Source organism: Paenibacillus sp. TCA20 (assembly GCF_000732325.1).
Taxonomy (GTDB): Bacteria; Bacillota; Bacilli; order Paenibacillales; family Paenibacillaceae; genus Paenibacillus; species Paenibacillus urinalis.
On sequence record NZ_BBIW01000008.1, the window covers coordinates 54,417 to 73,188 of the forward strand.

Genomic DNA, 18,772 nt, shown 5'->3' on the forward strand with positions numbered 1-18,772 from the left:
GCGATAAGTGAGGACCAAACGTACAATCATACATATCGTTTACCGCTTGGATTGAAACTATGAATAAAATGGCTCATAAGTGATGCAATGGAGAGCAATAATATAGCTTGAACTTTTATAGGGCAGAGAAAAGGAGAAAATCATGAGCAGTATGAAAGACAACATGAAGAGCTCTGACAACTCGTTACCGAAAAAGGAGTTATCTAAGCCACGCAAATGGCTTCTTGTAACGGCGGCAGGACTATTTGTTACCATGTCAGCAGGGTTTGCGAGTGAGACGTATGTAACTGCGAATACGATCCCTTATTACAATGTATATGTTAAGGGAGAGCATATCGGAGCGATCAAGAGCGAGAACGAAATTGCGAAGCTGTATGAGAGCAAGACAGAGCAGCTTCAGCAGCAATATCCAGATGCTCTTATGCAGCTGGACATCAGTGGTGTTGAGCTTAAGGAAGAGCAGGCATATAAGCCTGAGATCGACAGCGAAGCCACACTTGGCAAGCTGGACGGATTACTGACCGGTTATGCGGAAGGTGTTAAGCTTAAGATTGATGGTAAAATGATCGGAATTGTTAAAGACCAGAAAACAGCGGATCAAGTCATCCAGAATGTTAAAAATAAATATATTACAGCTGAGGAAGAAGCGGCTCAGCCGGCTTCCAAGATCAGAACGGTTGCTGCGCTATCTTCCAATAGTTCACAAGCTTCAGAGGAAGAGCAGGTCAGCCTTGAATCCGTCGAGCTTGAAGAGCAGGTCGTGCTTACTGAAGTGAAGACTGATCCGAGTAAGATCCTCTCCAGTGAGGAAGCCATCGAACGACTGACCGAGGGACAGGAGCAGGAGACGGTATATGTGGTGAAGGAGGGAGATACGCTGAGTTATATCGCCCAGCATCACAACACAACGATTGCTGCTCTCAAGCAGCTGAATCCTGAGCTTGAAGAAGACAGTCTACGGATCGGAGACGAGCTCACGCTCGTGCTTCCTAAGCCTCCGCTTACGGTAACGACGGTCGAGACGGTTGTCGAAGAGATTGAGACTGAACCTCAGGTGGAGATTCGTGAGACAGACGAACTGAAGTCAGGTGTTACCAAGGTCGTACGGGAAGGTCAGACCGGGCTTAAGCAGGTCGAGTTTCGGATTACCAAAGAAAATGGTGAAGTCGTAAAAGAGGAATGGCTCGGGCAGGAAGTAATTGAGGCTTCGGTATCTAAAGTCGTTCTCCAGGGAACGAAGGTGACGGGTGAAGGCAGCGGTATCTTCAAGTGGCCTGTAGCCAATGCAACGATCACCAGCGGATTTGGTGAGCGCTGGGGCAAGCAGCACAAAGGAATTGATCTCGTGGGTAACCGATCCATTACCGCTTCTGATGAAGGTGTTGTGACCTTTGCAGGACAACAAAGCGGATATGGCAACGTCATTATTATTAATCATCGTAATGGATATGAAACGGTATATGGTCATCTGGACAGCATCGGTGTCAAAGAAGGACAGATTGTTGACCAAGGCCAAAGCATTGGGATAATGGGGAATACGGGACGCTCTACAGGTACACATCTTCACTTTGAAATCAAGAAGAATAGTGTAGCGCAAAATCCGATGAAATATCTCCCTTAAAATAGGAAAGCATGATCTGTATAGGCAGATCATGCTTTTTTGTCGAGCGGATGAAAGAGCTCTTTTCACCTAGTGAAGTTGCCAGTTTAGGTATGTTAGAATGAGTATACGATTATAAAAAAAGGCAGTTATAGAAGACGCAAAATCAAAGGTGGGGCGAACGGATGCAGGGAAAGATTCTAGTGGTCGATGACGAACAGCCGATTGCAGATATCCTGAAATTTAATTTAGAGAAAGAAGGATACGAGGTTATCTGTGCATTTGACGGTATTCAAGCAGTGGAGCTCGCTCTATCCGACAGACCGGATTTGATCCTGCTTGATCTGATGCTCCCCGGCAAGGATGGAATGGATGTATGCCGGGAAGTTCGAGCTCAGCTGGAAACCCGGATTATTATGCTCACAGCAAAGGACTCCGAGATTGATAAAGTGCTTGGGCTTGAGCTCGGAGCAGACGACTACGTGACGAAGCCGTTCAGCACACGTGAGCTGCTTGCAAGAGTTAAGGCACAGATGCGAAGACAGCAGAAGTCAGAGACAGCAGCAGAGCCTCCACAGACTGAGGAAGAAGCACAGGGACTGAAGCTGCACGATCTTTATTTTGATACAGATATGTATACCGCCTACAGGAATGGACAAGCTCTTGATCTTACGCATCGAGAGTATGAGCTGCTCTATTATATGGCGAAGAATGCAGGCAAGGTCATGACTAGGGAGCATTTGCTTCAGGCCGTATGGGGGTTTGAATACTTTGGCGATGTCCGCACAGTGGATGTGACGATCCGAAGGCTGCGGGAGAAGATTGAAGAGAATCCGAGCAAACCGGAAACGATTGTTACCCGCCGAGGACTGGGGTACTTGATTCGGGGATCGAAGAACGGGGTCTTGTAGATGAAATGGACCTCTTATTTCCGCACGGTGCAGGCGAAGCTGATCATTGTATATGTGCTGCTTATTCTGGTGGCAATGCAGCTGATCGGGGTTTATTTTGTCAGTGCCATGAAGACCTCCCTCACGAGCAATTTCACAGAGGATTTGCATGCGCGAGCCGAAATGCTGTCTGTTCTGGTTGCTGAAGCGCTGGTTACAGGTGACAGTGAGGGAGAAGAGGACAGCACAGAGAATCTGGGCACGCTCGTCAACAATCTCTTTAACATCAACGGAGCCGAGATTCAGGTACTGGATGCAAGCGGACGGGTGCTGACGACGACGCTCAGCTCACATAATGATTATATCGGACGTAAGAATACGCAGACGGTGGTAAGCCGTGCGCTGCAAGGAATCCGTGATAATGAAGAAAACATTATTGATGAAGACAATGTCCGCAAAAAAGTCGTGGCTAAGCCCGTTTCGTCTGGGGGCAAAATCGTAGGTGCCGTGTATATCGCAGCATCGATGAATGAGCTGTATACGACGATGGAGCGGATTAATAACATATTTATCTCTGGGGTGCTGATCGCACTTGGCCTGACAGCTGTACTGGGCGTCATTCTGTCACACACCATCACGGCCCCTATCAAGGAGCTTACACGCAAGGCTAACGCTGTGGCAGAAGGCGATTTCAGCACCAAGATGCCTGTGCTCGGCAAGGATGAGATCGGACAGCTGAGCAGCACCTTTAACTATATGACGAGCCAGCTCAGAACGGCACTGTCCGAGAATGAAGAGGAGAAGGACAAGCTGTCTTCCATTCTGGCCAATATGAGTGACGGCGTAATCGCCATCGATGAGCTCGGCCGGATTATTCTGGTCAACAAACGGGCGAGCATGATGCTGGGCCGGGATGAGGCTGCGATGAGCGGCAGGCATTTTGCTGTCGTGCTCGGGCTTGAGGTTGAAGAAGCAGAGACGATGCTGAGCGGCATTACCGCGTCAACACTGCTTCAAATCCAGCCGTCCGGTCAGAACGATTCGGTGGTGATTCGGGTCACCTTCACACCGGTGCAGCGGCGAGATCAAGAGCGAACTGGAGCTATTATCGTGCTGCAGGATGTCACCGAGCAGGAGGAGCTGGAAGCCTCAAGGCGAGAATTCGTGGCCAATGTATCTCATGAGCTGCGGACACCGCTGACGACGATTAAGAGCTACGCAGAAGCGCTGGATGACGGAGCCATTGAGGATCCAGAGCTCGGAGGACGATTTGTTGGAGTTATTCAAAATGAAACCGAGCGTATGATTCGGCTTGTCACCGACCTGCTACATTTGTCCCGGCTTGATTCCAATGAAGCACCGCTGCGGAAGCAGCCGACCGTGATTATGGATGTGCTCGACGAGGTAGCCGACCGGTTCTCCTTCCAAATGCAGCAGAAGTATATGAATGTGGCGGTCATCGTGGACCAGGATGTACCGGAGGTGCCGCTGGACCGGGATCAGATCGACCAGCTGCTGGACAATCTGGTGTCCAATGCGCTGAAGTACTCGCATGAAGGAGGCAGCGTTACTTTATCCGCTACTCATATGGGAGATACGGTCGCTATATCCGTGGAAGATACCGGAATCGGCATACCGAAGAAGGATATCGACCGTATTTTTGAACGCTTCTATCGGGTTGAGAAAGGGAGATCGCGCAGCATGGGTGGAACGGGTCTTGGACTATCTATTGCACGTGAGATCGTCAAAGCCCATGGGGGAGACATTGAGCTGGAATCGGAGCTGGGCAGAGGGACGAAGGTCACCTTTACACTTCCGCTGGAGCAGGAAGGGAGTGAGCTGTAGATGAAGGAAAGATTCAAGACGATCGTGCTCGCGATCTTGATCACCGCAAGCTTGTTCCAGAGCTATTTTCTCATCTATCGGCTGCCGGGCAGCTATTCGGTTGTTACGAGCGAATCCAATTACATCAAGACCGAGAATATGGGTCAGGAGCAGCGAATCGAGAACTTAATCTTCCCTGATCATATGGTGATTCACATGGGTGAAGACCGGCATACACTCTTCTATCCGGAATCGACCTTCTATCAGCTGATCTACTCGCGTCTAGCGGGGCGCAGCTTCGGAGAATTCCAAAGACAGAGTGTGAGCTCGGAGAACTGGAATGAGCTGAAGAAAGAGAATCCGGGAATTGAGCTGTCTTTTGACGGGGGAATGCCGGTTGCGCTGCTGCAAAGAGTGATGCAGCTCGGCAGTGATCCATTATTTGAAGCCGAGACGATCAATAAAATATGGATATATACAGACAGTGATGACAAGGCACGTGCCTTGTTCTTTAGTTCACAGGGCGATGTGGTGTATGAAGCTGCCGATGTGGATCTTACAGTGCAGGATATCAAGCAGCATGTTGACTTTGGAGCAGGCTGGACTCCTTATAGGCTGACCAGTGAAGGATATTATCTTCCGGAGGAAGCGCTGGAGATGGTTCAGGTCGAGCTGGGTACCCAGCAGTACACGGTGGAGCAGATGCAGCGAAGCCTATTCTTCGATCCCAGCATGACACGGAACATCCAGGAGAAGGATGGATCTGAAATCTATACGGACAGCAAGCGCAGTCTGCAGGTGAACTTTAATCAGCGCTGGATCAGCTATAATGATCCGGCAGCCGTGCAGGCGAGTGAGGGCGATCGGACGAAGGATACCCTTGCGGCAATTGATTTTGTTAATCAGCATGGGGCGTTCAATGGTACGTCCCGGATGGAAATTGATTCCGACGGAGACAGCACGGAGGTCCATCTGTTCCCCTATTACGAGAGTTATCCGGTGCTCGATCTGCCGGAGTACGGATATGAGCATATGCGACTCGAGGTTCAGAAGGAGCTCGTATCCACGTATGAGCGTTCACTGCTGTATCTTGATGAAGCTGAAGAGATCAGCAAGGAGATGGTACAGCTTCCTTTTGGGGAAGAGCTGGCTGAACAGATCAAGGCGGCAGCAGGAGACCAGCAGGTTATCCGGCTGAATCCAGCTTATCAGCCGGTCGTTTCAGAGTCCGGCATGAAGCTGGTTCCAGTATGGGAAATCACGCTGGCCAGCGGTCAGGTGAGTACTATTCCATCTTCTTGATGCGCTTCTACTACCCTGGACTTGTGCTGTCAAAGGTCTATAATGAAATGAGGTGAGGAAATGGATTGGGGCCGTGCTAAGAATGTGTTAATCTATGCTTTTTTGCTGCTGAATCTGGTACTCGGATATCAGCTCTGGATGGATGCGCGGGAATCTGCAGGCTCAAGTCTGGACTTCACCTCGCTGGGAGAGAGCACACAGCGGCTCATGGAAGAGAAGGGAATCGAAATTCTCGCTCCCATTCCAAGTGAAACACCTGCCATGCCCAAGCTAACCTATCGGTATGTGAATGGAAGCAAGGCAGCCAAACCGATTCAGCTGGAAGAGCCGATTGACAGCAAGCTGATCTTCTCTGAGCAGGAGATGGAAGCCGCGCTGCAGCCATATATTCCGAACATTGCGGAATATAAGCTTGATCCGCTGGCCAATCCGGACGTGCTCGATCGTTTCATCCTGCATCCGCTGGCTGAACAGAAGTGGCCATTGTTTCATGTGGACCTAGCGCTGTATTATTCCAATCAAAAAATAACGGCTTATGAGCTGTCACCAATTGAAATGTCGACATTTGAAGAAGAACAACAGGTGCTTCCGGCTTCGAAGGCGCTTGGCACATTGGTTGAACTATTCTTGCCCGATGAAGCCGTCGTTCAGGATATTGAACTCGGATATTATGGGGAGGAGTTCAACTCGGACAGCCAGGTCGCAGCCCCTGCGTGGCGATTCGTGCTCGAGAGCGGGCAGCAGTATTATGTGCAGGGCATCAGCGGAGAGGTTATTAGTCCGAAGTCAGATAAACCGTAAGGAGTTTTAAGCTATGGGGATCGCTTTTACCGTATTATCGAGCGGTTCGACAGGCAATGCGACTGTCGTGCGTAATGATGATACAGCTTTATTAATAGATGCTGGCCTGAGTGCCAAACGAATAGACGAGCTGCTGCTTGAACGGGACATGCTTGGGTCTCAGCTGGACGGAATCTTGGTAACGCATGAGCATTCCGACCACATTCGAGGACTAGGCGCAGTGGCACGCAAATATAATTTACCGATCTATGCAAACACGAATACTTGGAAGGCCATGCACAAGGCACTTGGTAAAATTCCGGAGGAGAACATCAGGATCATGGAGAGTGGAGAGGTTCGTGAGTTTGATTCACTCCGTGTGGAGTCCTTCGGGATCTCTCATGATGCAGCCGAGCCGGTGGGTTATTCATTTTATGATGGCAAGGAGAAGCTGAGTGTAGCCACCGATCTCGGTTACATGAGCGATAAGGTTAGGCTGGCGATATCGGATGCAGATGTGCTCGTGCTGGAATCCAATCACGACATTGATATGCTTCGGATGGGACGGTACCCGTGGAATACGAAGCGCCGTATCATGAGTGATCTGGGACACTTGTCTAACGAAGCGGCAGGAGCAGCACTCAGTGAGCTGTTGAACGGCCGAACCAAACGAGCGTATTTAGCACATTTGAGCCGCGATCATAATATGATGGAGCTGGCGAAGTTGACCGTTCGCGGTGCGATGGAAGACCGGGGCTGCTTCTACAAGGACAGCGAATTTCAGCTGTGCGAGACGTATTATGATCGGCCTACACCATGGGATAAGGTGGGCTCTCCATAAAGCTGTCGAGCTCGGCTGCTTTTTTCTCCACCTCTTCACGGGTAAGGATATTCTTCTCAACGAGCAGCTCGATCATTACACTGAGGGCGAGGGTATTGCGGTAATGTTCTTCCTTCAGATCAGCCAGCTTGGCTGCCATTTGGATCTCTTCCATTGCAGAGTAGACACGATTCATGTGTAGACCTCCTTCTATTAATCTATTTAATTCGGCTTGTATTCTATTGTAGTCAGGAGAGCATAGAATCATTCCTGTTTTTTCCTCTGTAACGAAATATAGAGCCGTGGTATGCTAAAAAAGCTGTTTAAATCGTATGTTATACTGCTTAAATCTTCTAATTTTTGGTGAAATGAAGGTATATGTTTATCGTGTTTGGGATGATGCAGGCAGTGTTTGGAAAAAGTGATTAGAAACTTTTTATACCAATGAAGTGTCTTATATAGTGAGGATTAATCGTTGTCCTAATTAAGGGATGGTGATGAAGCCCATGTTCAGGATACTTACAGTAGGATAAGAATATTTATGTTTTGATATATAACAAAGTAACAAGTGTTAAGGCGAGCAGAATAGGTCTTGATGCGTAGTGATACGAAGGGGAGAGGATTTAATGGGTTTGTTTGATGACGAATTTTATTCCACCAAAGTATCGAAACGGACCGGAAAATCATTAGGGCGGGTAAGGTTCAGCCGTAAGAAATTCTGGCCAAAAACAGTAAGCAGTACATCAGGGTCCTCCTCTCTTTCCATGCTTCAAGTAGCCATTATTAGCTCGGTGATTAGTGCAGTTGTCTCTGTCGGTCTATTTGCACTCGTTGTGATGCCAGGGGATGCTCAGACGGCTTTCTCCGGGACCTCACTCAAAACAGCGCAAGGTGACCCGTATGAACGCATTATTACTGCCGGTGACAAGGTAAGGCCTGCCGTGGTCAGTATTGTCAGCCATCGTGAGATCGACGGCTCCCGCATAGAGGATGCAGCTCTGGGATCAGGAGTCATCTTTAAGATAGAAGGCGATACCGCCTATATCATGACCAATCATCATGTTGTGGACAGTGGAGATAATCTGGAGGCTGTTACTGTGGATGGGGTATCCAAGGAGGCAAAGCTCATCGGCAAGGACCGAATCAGCGATATAGCCGTACTGTCCATTGACAGCAAAGGTATCAATACAACGGTTGAGATCGGTGACTCGAAGCAGATTCGCCGGGGAGAAACCGTACTTGCGATCGGTAATCCGCTGGGGCTTGGCGGTACGATGACTTCGGGGATTGTAAGCTATACGAACCGAATGATCCCTGTATCGATTAACCAGGACGGAGTATATGACTGGGAGCAGAATGTTATTCAGACCGATGCTGCCATCAATGAGGGCAACAGCGGCGGAGCGCTGATTAATATGCAGGGCGAGCTGATTGGGATCAATACGATGAAGATTGCAGACATGGGTGTCGAAGGCTTAGGCTTTGCGATTCCGACGGAAGATGTGATGAAGATTGTGACCGATTTGATGGAGGATGGCAAAGTATCGAGACCCTTCCTCGGCGTGTACACGATAGATCTGTCGAGCTCCTATGCACCGCTTGACGAGGAGCAGCGCAAGGAGCTGAAGCTGCCTGATTCGGTAGAGGAAGGCGCTCTTGTACTGGAGTCATCCGGACCAGCGGGCGAAGCGGGGCTGAAGCTGAATGATGTCATCGTTGAATTTGACGGCGAGCCGATCCAATCGACGATGGATGTGCGAAAGTACCTGTACGATAAGAAGAAGATCGGGGATGAGATGGACATCTCTTATTACCGGGATGGGAAGCTGAAGGAAGCAACGGTGAAGCTGACCGATAAGCCGGTGGAATGATATTGGAATGAGTGGTGAGAGTAGAAGCTTAGACAGCTTGCTCCTCACCATTCGCTGAAGTTCGACATGATGATGTCGGACGTTTTTTTATGTGGATCAAGATGTGAAGTCTCATAAGAATTGAATGAAGCTGCCTAGGTTGAGCTGCAGCTGGTTTAGTGGTAGACGACGAAGGCAGTAACGGTGTAAGCAGTACTGAAGATACATAGTGACAATGAGCGTATATACTCTCTTGAGGGTCGATTGAGTTTCCATTCTCTAAACGTATTATAGGCATGAATCAGGGTAAACGCGAAAAATAGTAAGGCATTTGGCTGTTCCATGATATACACGCTAACCATGACAAGAGCCATCGAAATTATCGCACTTGCGATATCTATCCTCTTCAAGGCGGTTGTTTTCTCTATAGGCTCAAATCTTTCTACTTCAAAGCTCCAGGAGAACAGAAAATAATACAGCGCATTTAGAATAAAGAACGTAACTATCAAGAGAGAATTAAGATCGGAATGGATAGGGCTTCCCTCCTTATGTATACTGCCTACTATATCACATTGAAAGATGTGATTATTGAAAATAATTACATATATGGATGGTCATTGATATAATTGTGTTAGCTGAAAATATTCAATGGCCTAACTTGATACCATAGAACATCCAGGTGTAACAAGCAAGCCTGGTTCCACGATTACTACATATATACACAGGGAGGTAGTGATAAAACTATGAATGAAGAAGAATTTTTCCCAGCCTTAACCATTGAGTCTTTGATTGATATGCTCAGAAAGTTCAGCAAAGAGGAATCGAAAATCTATCATTTGGGTGTTGTAGTCGATTATTTCTTTAAACTGAATCCGCCTGCTCCCAGCTCTGAAATAGCTTGGATTGAAAGAGAATGTGGATTAATTTTACCTAATGAGTATAAACGCTTCTTAATGCTTGTTGATGGACTACGATTTGGCAATGCAGAATGTGCAATTTGCTCATGTAAAGATGTAATGGATTTCTATTTTGTATTTGAGGATTTCTACCCGCCTAACATGCTAGTCATTACTACTGCTGCAGGATCATATACACATATTTTGCTTCAGGTTAATGAAGATGGGTACAAGTTATTCGTAACCTCTGCTATAGGGGATGACTATATGTGGTTACTTAGTGATGATAATTTACTGACCTTTTTTGATAAGTTTATTAGTACCTATGGCTTTCCTTTTTGGAAGGTGTACAAAGATGAAAGTACCGCGATAATGAAATTCAATGTAGATTAAAACATGGAGCGTTCAGGCACTCCATATTTTTTTATCTGTGTGATATAAGGATATTTATATATAACTTGTTTGCCACTCACAAGTTCTTCATTTCACATAGAATTTTTATTTAAACTTATAATTAAGGCTCCCTGTGGGACAAAATAAGGATAGGAAGGATCATTTCTCTTCAACACGAAAACAGGATTTGAAGGGATTAAGGGTTTATTTTCTAGGACAGGTATGGTAGAACAGGAGAAGGGGTTATTAATTCATGCATTGCATGAAGACAGAGGATGACCCCATATAAGAAAGGCCTCAAGACAGAAAGGATGCTTGAATGAATGTACACCGTATGTAAAGAGCATGTGGAGCATGCCATTGATTTGTTCGTCGATGAGTTCGAGGACGCACCGGATATTGTCGATCTGAAGGAAACCGAATTCTCGGATTGGGATCCGCCGGTGAAATGCTCCGAATGCGACAACAATGCGGAATTTCTGGTCGTGTAGCATCGTAGGAAGCTAGAGCTTGATGTTCATTATAGGGATGGGAGAAGAGCGTGTTACTGCGCTCTTTTTGTGTTTTATAGAGCCTTGTGCCAAAGTAGTTGCTTTAGCACACGAAATGTTCATTTATTATCCGTTCACGCCCCGCGCCCCCATTGATATATTATTTCTAAAGCGCTTACATATATTCAATAGATTAATTACTAGGATCAGCATGAGTGTGCTTTTATTTTATTGGGATAAATGATGGGGGATGATTGAATGGGAAAAAGGATAGGCAATCTTATACTGGCTGCGATGGTGGGGTTTACGGGATTCAGTATACCGGCTGGAATCGGAGGATCTGTGGCACATGCGAACCCACAGGATGCGTACCTGATGAATGGCGGATTTGAGTCTGATTTTTGGACAGATGGATCATGGAATATTACTCCTGATGATTGGAATAGCGTGGATATTCAGCGTTTTGCTTATCAGGATGATTCCTTTATTGAGGGCTTTGAAGGAGAGCATGCCTTTAAGTACTGGATTAAGGATACGTCCGCTGGAGAGCAGACAATTACACTTACACAATCGGTTACAAATTTGCCAGCAGGAACCTATGAGCTATCAGTGCATTCCATGGGTGGCGATGCAGCTGAGGTGGGTCGTGTAACCTTGTTCGCGGGAACGGATATGGGTGATGAGGTGCTTACGACGGGCTATAACGAATGGGGGAAGCAGAGTCTGCAATTCATTCTGGAAGAGGAGACGGCGGATCTGAATATCGGGGCAATCATCAGCGGTGCACCAAGTTCCTGGGGATACCTCGATCAGGCAGAGTTAAGACAAGTGAGCACGGATACGACGAAGCCGGTAGATGCAGATATTTTTGTGCAAAAGATAGAAGGGCTGTCTCCCGACTTCATCAAGGGGGTGGATATCTCCAGCATTATCGCGTTAGAGGAGAGCGGTGTCCAGTTCTATAATGAGGCAGGTCATTCGCAGGACATATTTACAACACTGCATGACGCAGGCGTCAATTATGTGCGTGTTCGGATCTGGAACGATCCCTATGACGCATCAGGCAATGGTTATGGCGGCGGTAATAACGACCTCGCTCGGGCGATTGAGATCGGTAAGCGGGCAACAGCTAACGGAATGAAGCTGCTGGTGGATTTTCATTATTCCGATTTCTGGGCAGATCCGGCTAAGCAGAAAGCGCCGAAGGCATGGGAAGGCATGAGCTTGGATGAGAAGAAGGCAGCGTTGTACCAATATACGAAAGACAGCCTGGAAGCGATGCGGAGCGAAGGCATTGATATCGGGATGGTTCAGGTTGGCAATGAAACGAATGGACAGTTTGCAGGGGAGACGGAATGGTCACATATCAGCGAGCTATTTAATGAAGGAAGCCGGGCCATTCGAGAGGTGGATTCGGAAATTCTAGTTGCCCTGCATTTTACGAATCCTGAAACCTCAGGAAGATACATGCACTATGCGGAAGAACTTGAGAGAAATAATGTAGATTATGATGTGTTTGCAAGCTCCTATTATCCTTTTTGGCATGGAACATTGTCGAACCTGACAGCAGTCCTGACGGAGGTTGCGGATACTTACGGCAAAAAGGTCATGGTAGCCGAAACCTCATATACCTATACGGATCAGGATGGGGACGGACACGGTAATACAGCACCAAGCAATTCAGGACAAACCCTTGAGTATCCTATTACGGTTCAAGGACAGGCTACATCGGTACGTAATGTCATTGAGGCAGTAGCCAAGGTAGGGGAAGCCGGCATTGGGGTGTTCTACTGGGAACCGGCATGGCTTCCAGTGGGTCCCGAGGATCAGCTTGAACAGAACAGAATGATCTGGGAAGCACATGGTTCAGGCTGGGCATCCAGCTATGCAGCGGAGTATGATCCGCATGATGCCGGGAAGTGGTATGGTGGGAGCGCCGTGGATAATCAGGCGTTGTTTGATTTTGCAGGACATCCCTTGCCATCACTGAATGTATTCAAATATGTTCATACGGGTGCTGTGGCCCCGATTGTCATCGATGCCGTTCAGGACGTACACCTATCGGCTATCGCGGGCGAACCATTCTCATTACCTAGTGTAACAAGTGTGACCTACAATGATGGAACAACAGGGACCGTGACGGTAACCTGGGATGAGACGCAGCTGGGTAATGCCATAACAGCAGGCCCTGGCAGCTATGTGATCGAGGGCACGGCAGAAGGCGGGCATAGCGTACAGGCATTTCTGCAAATAAAGAAGAGAAATTGGATCGTTAATGGAAGCTTTGAACAGAGTGACCGGAGCATGTGGAGTATTACCTATCCGGAAGGTGCAGTACCGCACACGGATTATCAGAACAATGCAATGGATGCCAAGACGGGCAGCTACTCGCTGCATTTCTATTCTGCAGATCAGGTGGATTTCAAGGCCCAGCAGACAGTAAAAGGTCTTGAGCCTGGCTACTATAATGTGTCCATGAATCTTCAAGGCGGCGATGCGGCGAATTCGGAGATGTATTTATACGCGATAGTGGATGGGAAAGAAGTGAGAGAAGACACCGCGGTGAATGGATGGGTCCAGTGGAGCACCCCTGAAATCAAGGATATCCTTGTGACAGAGGGCGAGATCACGATTGGTGCAGCCATAAAAGCAGATGGAGGCGCATGGGGGACCTTGGATGATTTTTATCTGAGCTATGAGCGAGCTTATGAACCGGGATCGGGGTCAGGATCGAATCCAGACCCAGAGCCAGAACCAGAACCGACACCAAATCCACAGCCGGGCGGAGATGCTGGAACAGGGACTGTACCTGTACCTGACGGCTCTGCGGGTGAGAATGGGAAGGGTCAGAACGACAACGAGAATGAAGCAGACGGAGATGAATCGGAGACAGAGGATGATGAGACGGCTCCCTTCCGAGATGCGTATATAGCAGGCTATCCCGATGGCACGTTCCGCCCAGGTCAGGCCGTTACCCGTGCTGAGATCGCAGCCATGCTGTATCGGGTTCAGGCTGCAACAGATGGAACAGAGCATGCTGTGATGTACGACGACATTGATGCACTGGGATGGGCAGGCAATGAAATTGAACAAATCACAATGAGTGGTTTGATGTCCGGATATCCGGATGGTACCTTCAGGCCAGAGCGCTCAATTACAAGGGCAGAGATGGCAGCGATTGTAGTTCGCTGGGCAGGTCTGGAGTCGAAGCTGACTCAAGGCAGCACAGCCACTATTTTTGCGGATGCCATAAATCATTGGTCTGAATCCAACATCGCATTGGCTGCCGAGGCAGGATATATGATCGGAACAGCAGGCGGACCCTTCCATCCGGATCAGTATTTGACCCGAGCGGAAGCCGTAACGGTGATTAATCGAATGCTCGGACGTTCTGGGGTAACCGATGTGCAGCCGCAGTTGTGGACCGATGTTCCGAGAAGCCACTGGGCATACCATGCGATTCAGGCGGCTTCAAACCGCATTCCGCAACTCTAATATTCTATGAAAACGCCTCTAATTTTTCGGGTAGCCCCTATATCGGATATGTCATAAAATACGCTTGAGGGAGTCTACCCGAAGGAGGATTCAATATGTCGAGTACAACACAATATCCATTCCAGAACACTTCCCTTCCACTTGAAGAACGGGTAAATGACTTGGTTTCTCGCTTCACTTTGGAAGAAAAAGTGGGACTTATGATTCAATATCAAACGGCAGTAGAACGCCTTGGTGTTAAGGCTTATAAGCATGGTACAGAAGCGGCTCACGGTATGGCTTGGCTTGGTGAAGCAACCGGATATCCGCAGCCGATTGGTCTCGGATGTACGTGGGACACAGAACTCATGCAGCGAATTGGAAGCGCAATCGGTGACGAAGCGCGGGGCTTTTACAAAAAAAATCCGGAGATCAATGGTCTGACCTTATGGGCACCGACGGTCGATATGGAACGCGATCCTCGCTGGGGCCGTACAGAGGAAGCTTACGGTGAAGATCCGGTACTCGCCGGTAAACTCGCATCCGCTCTGGTTAAGGGAATGCAGGGTGATCATCCGAAGTATATGAAAGCGATTGCGACACTGAAGCACTTTATCGCGAACAATAACGAGGTTGGCCGCGGCGATGCATCAGTCAGCATTGATCCGCGTAATATGCGTGAGTATTATTTGAAAGCGTTTGAGATTCCGTTTAAAGAGGGTGGCGCTCAGTCCATGATGACGGCGTATAATGCCATCAACGGCGTTCCAGCTAACCTTAGCCCGGATGTCAACGCGATTGTGAAGCAGGAGTGGGGCATGGACGGCTTTGTTGTCAGTGATGCGTTTGACGTATCCGGTACGGTCCGTGATCATGGCTACCTGGAGACTTACAAAGAGGCTGTTGCTCGTTCCGTGAAGGAAGGCGGCATCGACAGTATTACAGATGATGGCGAGCTCATTAAGCAGTCGCTTCGTGAAGCCTTAGAGGAAGGACTCCTCAGTGAGAGTGATCTGGATGTTGCACTCCGCAATACGTTCCGTGTTCGCTTCCGTCTGGGTGAATTCGACCCTGAGGAAGGCAACCCGTATGCGGCGATCGATGAGTCGGTCATTATGCATCCAGAGCATGCCAAGCTGTCGAGAGAAGCAGCTGGCAAAGCCGTAGTTCTGCTCAAGAACGAAGGAAATATGCTGCCGCTGCAAGCAGATAAGCTGAAGAAGGTTGCCGTTATTGGCCCGCTCGGCGGTACGGTATATCGTGACTGGTACAGCGGCTCGCTGCCTTACGCGGTTACTCCGCTCCAAGGTATTCAGGACAAGCTGAGCAGCCATGGCGGTGAGACGGCGTTTGCTGGCGGTACAGACCGGGTGAAGCTGAAATCAAAAGAAAACGGTCGTTATGTGCAGTTACGCAAAGAGGATCAGTCCTCTCTGGCTGCTACGGGTGAAGCGGCTGATCAAGCAGCCATCTTCGAAATGACCGATTGGGGCTGGGACAGCCACACGATCATTGCAGAGGATAACGGTCTGTATCTGACCACAGATGATCGAATTGTGAAGGCATCTGCAGATCAGATCTGGGAATGGTTCACCAAGGAGGTCTTCCTTGTTCGTCCTGAAGGAGAGAATGCCGAGCAGGCTACCTTCTCCACATGGAACGACACACCGGTTACCGTGAACAAAGACAGCGGTGAGCTGCTCGTGGGAACTGGCCGTGCGGAAGAGACAGCGAACGAGATTAATGTATCCGGCGCCGCTTCGGTAGCAGGCGGAGAAGAGAAGATCAGCGCGGACATCTTCGAGGTGGAGACGGTGACCGATAAGTTCGCAGCAGCGAAGGAAACCGCAGCCGATGCAGACCTTGCCGTTGTATTTGTCGGTAACCATCCGCTCATTAACGGTAAAGAAACGATTGACCGTCCGGACATTACGCTTCCGGCATCTCAAGAGCAGCTGATCAAGGAAGTTCTATCCGTCAACCCGAATACGATCGTTGTTGTTGTGGGCAGCTATCCTTATGCTCTGAACTGGACGGAAGAGAATGTGCCAGCGATCGTATACACGACTCATGCAGGACAAGAGCTTGGAAATGCGGTAGCGGATGTTCTCTTCGGTGATGTGAATCCAGCGGGACGCCTGAACATGACTTGGTACAAGTCGACAGATCAGCTGCCTGAATTTATGGATTACGATGTGATTAAGGGAGATCGTACGTATCAATACTTCCAGGGCGATGTGCTGTATCCATTCGGACACGGTCTATCCTACAGCTCCTTCCGTTATGACGGAATCAGCCTGGATACGAATACAGTATCAGCTGATCAGGATACTGAGGTTGGCATTACTGTTCGCATTACGAATACGGGAGCACGTGCAGGCGAAGAAGTCGTGCAGCTGTATGGACATGCCGAGAATTCTCGTGTGAAGCGTCCACTGAAGCAATTGCATGCGTTCGAGCGTGTGCAGCTGCAGCCGGGTGAATCTGCCGATGTAAGCTTCAAGCTTCCGCTGAGCGATCTGGCGATCTGGGATGTTACCCGTGAGCGCTTCTGTATCGAGAGCGGCAGCTATACGTTCATGGCAGGGGCTTCGTCTGCGGATCTGCGAGTGAATACGGAGCTTAAGGTAGAAGGTGAAGTCATTCCACCGCGTGATCTGAAGCAGCCTGTAAAAGCGATTAACTATGACGATTACGAAGGTGTACTGATTGGCGAATGTCATGAAGGTGGCAGCGCGGTTGAAGTGAAGGAGCAGTCCGGCTGGATCGTGTTCCAGGATGCTAAATTTGGTGAAGGTGTAAGCAGCGTAACTCTGCGTGCAGCAGCCCAAACGGCGGCAACAGCCGAGCTTCGTCTGCAAGGTCCGGAAGGCCCGGTGGCAGGAAGCGTAGAGCTTGAGTCCACGGGAGCACAAGGATGGCGTGATTACACGGTGACAGTAGAAGGCGTGAGCGGGCGTCAAGACGTATACATCGTGCTGAGCGGTAAGGCATCTCTAAGTACGATTCAATTTCAATAAATAAAATGCATAAGCCAGATTTCCTCACGATGAGGAGATCTGGCTTTATTTTTGTATAATTTCCCTAATATTTAAATAATGAGTTTAATTTACTTGGAAGGAGTAATTGGAGTAATATATTCAAATATAACATAGACATGCTATACCGATGAAAGGAAGTAGCCCCTTTGCTCGAAACGCTGTTGTTAAACTTTTTGATTTTGCTTTTTCCGGTCGTTATTTTCCTGATCTTCTTTGAAAACAAACCGCTCGCTTACAATAAAAAAGTGATGGTCTTATTATCCGCTGCGGCGATGTGTCTGTGTATGCTGATGCCTTTCAGATTGGAGTATGGGTATACATTTGATCTGAGGTATATTCCTTTTCTACTCGTTGCTTTGTTTGGAGGATATCGCTGCAGCTTCCCGCTATATGTGGCGCTCATCGTGTGCAGATTGTATGTTGGTGGAGAAGGAGTCTTACCGGCCGTTCTATTTGCAACCAGCATATTTATAGCGGCTCCCATGTATAGCAGAAGATTTCTGGGATTGACGCCTAAGAGACGCATTGCAGGTGCGGCGGCAGCGGCTTTGGTGACGATGATCTGGTACTTGATCACCTTAATTCTTGTGATTGAGCAAGTGGATCATACCTTCTGGATCCTGGCTGGACATGCGCTGACGACATATACCGTCTTCATGGTCATTACGATGCTTCTGATTGAAAAAATGATAGCCAATGTGCATTATCGGGATCGCGTGCTGCAGTCTGAACGATTGAACGTGGTCAGCGAGCTCGCAGCCAGCGTATCTCATGAGATCCGAAATCCGCTGACCGTCACGAGTGGTTTCTTGCAGCTGCTTAGTAAATCGGAAACGATGACGGAGAAGGAGCGGGGATATATTAAGCTGTCGCTTGAAGAGCTGAAACGAGCCGAGAGGATTGTGAGTGACTATCTATCCTTCGCCAAGCCGCAGTCACAGAACATGGTGTACGCAGACTTAAGCGAAGATCTGGAGTATACAACGAATATTATTTTGCCGTATGCAATGATATATGATGTTGAAGTGGAGACCCATTATGACAATTCACTCAGCACAAACTACGATCAGCACCAAATTCAGCAATGCCTGATTAATTTATATAAGAATGCGATTGAGTCGATGAAAGAAAAGGGCGGCGGCAAGCTGATCATTCACATCTCGGAGCATAAGGGAAGCATTGTGATTCGCATCGAGGATACAGGGGTTGGCATGGATAAAGAGGAGCTGTCCAGACTGGGCAAGCCATATTACTCCACGAAGCAGGAGGGCACGGGCCTTGGGATGCTCATGGTCTATAGCACGATCAACAAGCTGAAGGGCCGAATTGAAGTGGATAGTAAAAAAGGACAGGGCACCGTCTTCCGGCTGATCATTCCGGCTGCACCCCCTGATGAGGAAAGAGCGTAAGC

At 48.5% G+C, this 18,772-nt stretch carries 14 protein-coding genes; 12 read left to right on the forward strand and 2 right to left on the reverse strand.

What is annotated here, in order from left to right:
* Window positions 1-142 precede the first annotated feature (142 nt).
* The 6 genes from TCA2_RS15860 to TCA2_RS15885 all read left to right on the forward strand — a co-directional run bounded on the left by TCA2_RS15860 (window position 143) and on the right by TCA2_RS15885 (window position 7,237).
* Complete coding sequence (locus TCA2_RS15860; RefSeq protein WP_052512066.1) at window positions 143-1,621, forward strand: peptidoglycan DD-metalloendopeptidase family protein; 1,479 nt, start codon at window positions 143-145, stop codon at window positions 1,619-1,621.
* Window positions 1,622-1,785: 164 nt separating this feature from the next.
* Complete coding sequence (yycF, locus tag TCA2_RS15865; protein ID WP_047912590.1) at window positions 1,786-2,511, forward strand: response regulator YycF; 726 nt, start codon at window positions 1,786-1,788, stop codon at window positions 2,509-2,511.
* Window positions 2,512-4,335, forward strand: coding sequence for a cell wall metabolism sensor histidine kinase WalK (walK, locus tag TCA2_RS15870; protein WP_047912591.1), 1,824 nt, complete (start codon window positions 2,512-2,514; stop codon window positions 4,333-4,335).
* Window positions 4,336-5,616 (forward strand): YycH family regulatory protein, encoded by a 1,281-nt coding sequence (locus tag TCA2_RS15875; RefSeq protein WP_047912592.1) that lies wholly within the window; start codon window positions 4,336-4,338, stop codon window positions 5,614-5,616.
* A 60-nt stretch (window positions 5,617-5,676) separates the two neighbouring features.
* Entirely contained in the window at window positions 5,677-6,417 is a 741-nt protein-coding gene (gene yycI / locus TCA2_RS15880; protein WP_047912593.1) for a two-component system regulatory protein YycI, read from the forward strand.
* Window positions 6,418-6,430: 13 nt separating this feature from the next.
* On the forward strand, window positions 6,431-7,237 hold the full coding sequence (locus tag TCA2_RS15885) for an MBL fold metallo-hydrolase (RefSeq protein WP_047912594.1): 807 nt from the start codon (window positions 6,431-6,433) through the stop codon (window positions 7,235-7,237).
* Here the strand turns inward: TCA2_RS15885 and TCA2_RS15890 are convergent.
* A complete protein-coding gene (locus TCA2_RS15890) occupies window positions 7,206-7,412 on the reverse strand; it encodes a hypothetical protein (RefSeq protein WP_047912595.1) in 207 nt (68 codons plus the stop codon). The two genes, TCA2_RS15885 and TCA2_RS15890, sit on opposite strands and share 32 nt — an antisense overlap.
* A gap of 430 nt (window positions 7,413-7,842) precedes the next feature.
* On the opposite strand from TCA2_RS15890, the gene TCA2_RS15895 reads away from it, so the two are divergent.
* Window positions 7,843-9,087 carry a S1C family serine protease gene (locus tag TCA2_RS15895; RefSeq protein WP_047912596.1) on the forward strand — a complete coding sequence of 415 codons (1,245 nt, stop codon included), beginning with the start codon at window positions 7,843-7,845 and terminating at the stop codon, window positions 9,085-9,087.
* Between the two features lie 155 nt (window positions 9,088-9,242).
* Here the strand turns inward: TCA2_RS15895 and TCA2_RS28040 are convergent, their stop codons facing one another.
* On the reverse strand, window positions 9,243-9,575 hold the full coding sequence (locus tag TCA2_RS28040; protein ID WP_047912597.1) for a DUF4181 domain-containing protein: 333 nt from the start codon (window positions 9,573-9,575) through the stop codon (window positions 9,243-9,245).
* 234 nt (window positions 9,576-9,809) lie between these two features.
* On the opposite strand from TCA2_RS28040, the gene TCA2_RS15905 reads away from it, so the two are divergent.
* From TCA2_RS15905 to TCA2_RS15925, 5 genes are all read left to right on the forward strand, one after another.
* The gene (locus TCA2_RS15905) at window positions 9,810-10,355 is read left to right on the forward strand and encodes an SMI1/KNR4 family protein (RefSeq protein WP_047912598.1); all 546 of its coding nucleotides are present in this window, start codon (window positions 9,810-9,812) and stop codon (window positions 10,353-10,355) included.
* A 323-nt stretch (window positions 10,356-10,678) separates the two neighbouring features.
* The gene (locus TCA2_RS26685) at window positions 10,679-10,846 is read left to right on the forward strand and encodes a CxxH/CxxC protein (protein ID WP_076314175.1); all 168 of its coding nucleotides are present in this window, start codon (window positions 10,679-10,681) and stop codon (window positions 10,844-10,846) included.
* Between the two features lie 258 nt (window positions 10,847-11,104).
* Window positions 11,105-14,341, forward strand: a complete 3,237-nt coding sequence (locus tag TCA2_RS15915) for a glycosyl hydrolase 53 family protein (RefSeq protein ID WP_047912600.1) — start codon at window positions 11,105-11,107, stop codon at window positions 14,339-14,341.
* A 95-nt stretch (window positions 14,342-14,436) separates the two neighbouring features.
* Entirely contained in the window at window positions 14,437-17,340 is a 2,904-nt protein-coding gene (locus tag TCA2_RS15920) for a glycoside hydrolase family 3 protein (RefSeq protein WP_047912601.1), read from the forward strand.
* A gap of 167 nt (window positions 17,341-17,507) precedes the next feature.
* Window positions 17,508-18,770: an ATP-binding protein gene (locus tag TCA2_RS15925; RefSeq protein ID WP_047912602.1), complete on the forward strand. Its 1,263-nt coding sequence runs from the start codon at window positions 17,508-17,510 to the stop codon at window positions 18,768-18,770.
* Window positions 18,771-18,772 lie beyond the last annotated feature (2 nt).

Bases quoted from the DNA above. Each gene is read 5' to 3' on its own strand.
- TCA2_RS15890 (WP_047912595.1), bottom strand. From the start codon at position 7,412: ATGAATCGTGTCTACTCTGCAATGGAAGAGATCCAAATGGCAGCCAAG.
- TCA2_RS15860 (WP_052512066.1), top strand. From the start codon at position 143: ATGAGCAGTATGAAAGACAACATGAAGAGCTCTGACAACTCGTTACCG.
- TCA2_RS15895 (WP_047912596.1), top strand. From the start codon at position 7,843: ATGGGTTTGTTTGATGACGAATTTTATTCCACCAAAGTATCGAAACGG.
- TCA2_RS15885 (WP_047912594.1), top strand. From the start codon at position 6,431: ATGGGGATCGCTTTTACCGTATTATCGAGCGGTTCGACAGGCAATGCG.
- TCA2_RS15905 (WP_047912598.1), top strand. From the start codon at position 9,810: ATGAATGAAGAAGAATTTTTCCCAGCCTTAACCATTGAGTCTTTGATT.
- TCA2_RS26685 (WP_076314175.1), top strand. From the start codon at position 10,679: ATGTACACCGTATGTAAAGAGCATGTGGAGCATGCCATTGATTTGTTC.
- yycI (WP_047912593.1), top strand. From the start codon at position 5,677: ATGGATTGGGGCCGTGCTAAGAATGTGTTAATCTATGCTTTTTTGCTG.
- TCA2_RS15875 (WP_047912592.1), top strand. From the start codon at position 4,336: ATGAAGGAAAGATTCAAGACGATCGTGCTCGCGATCTTGATCACCGCA.
- TCA2_RS15920 (WP_047912601.1), top strand. From the start codon at position 14,437: ATGTCGAGTACAACACAATATCCATTCCAGAACACTTCCCTTCCACTT.
- yycF (WP_047912590.1), top strand. From the start codon at position 1,786: ATGCAGGGAAAGATTCTAGTGGTCGATGACGAACAGCCGATTGCAGAT.
- TCA2_RS15915 (WP_047912600.1), top strand. From the start codon at position 11,105: ATGGGAAAAAGGATAGGCAATCTTATACTGGCTGCGATGGTGGGGTTT.
- walK (WP_047912591.1), top strand. From the start codon at position 2,512: ATGAAATGGACCTCTTATTTCCGCACGGTGCAGGCGAAGCTGATCATT.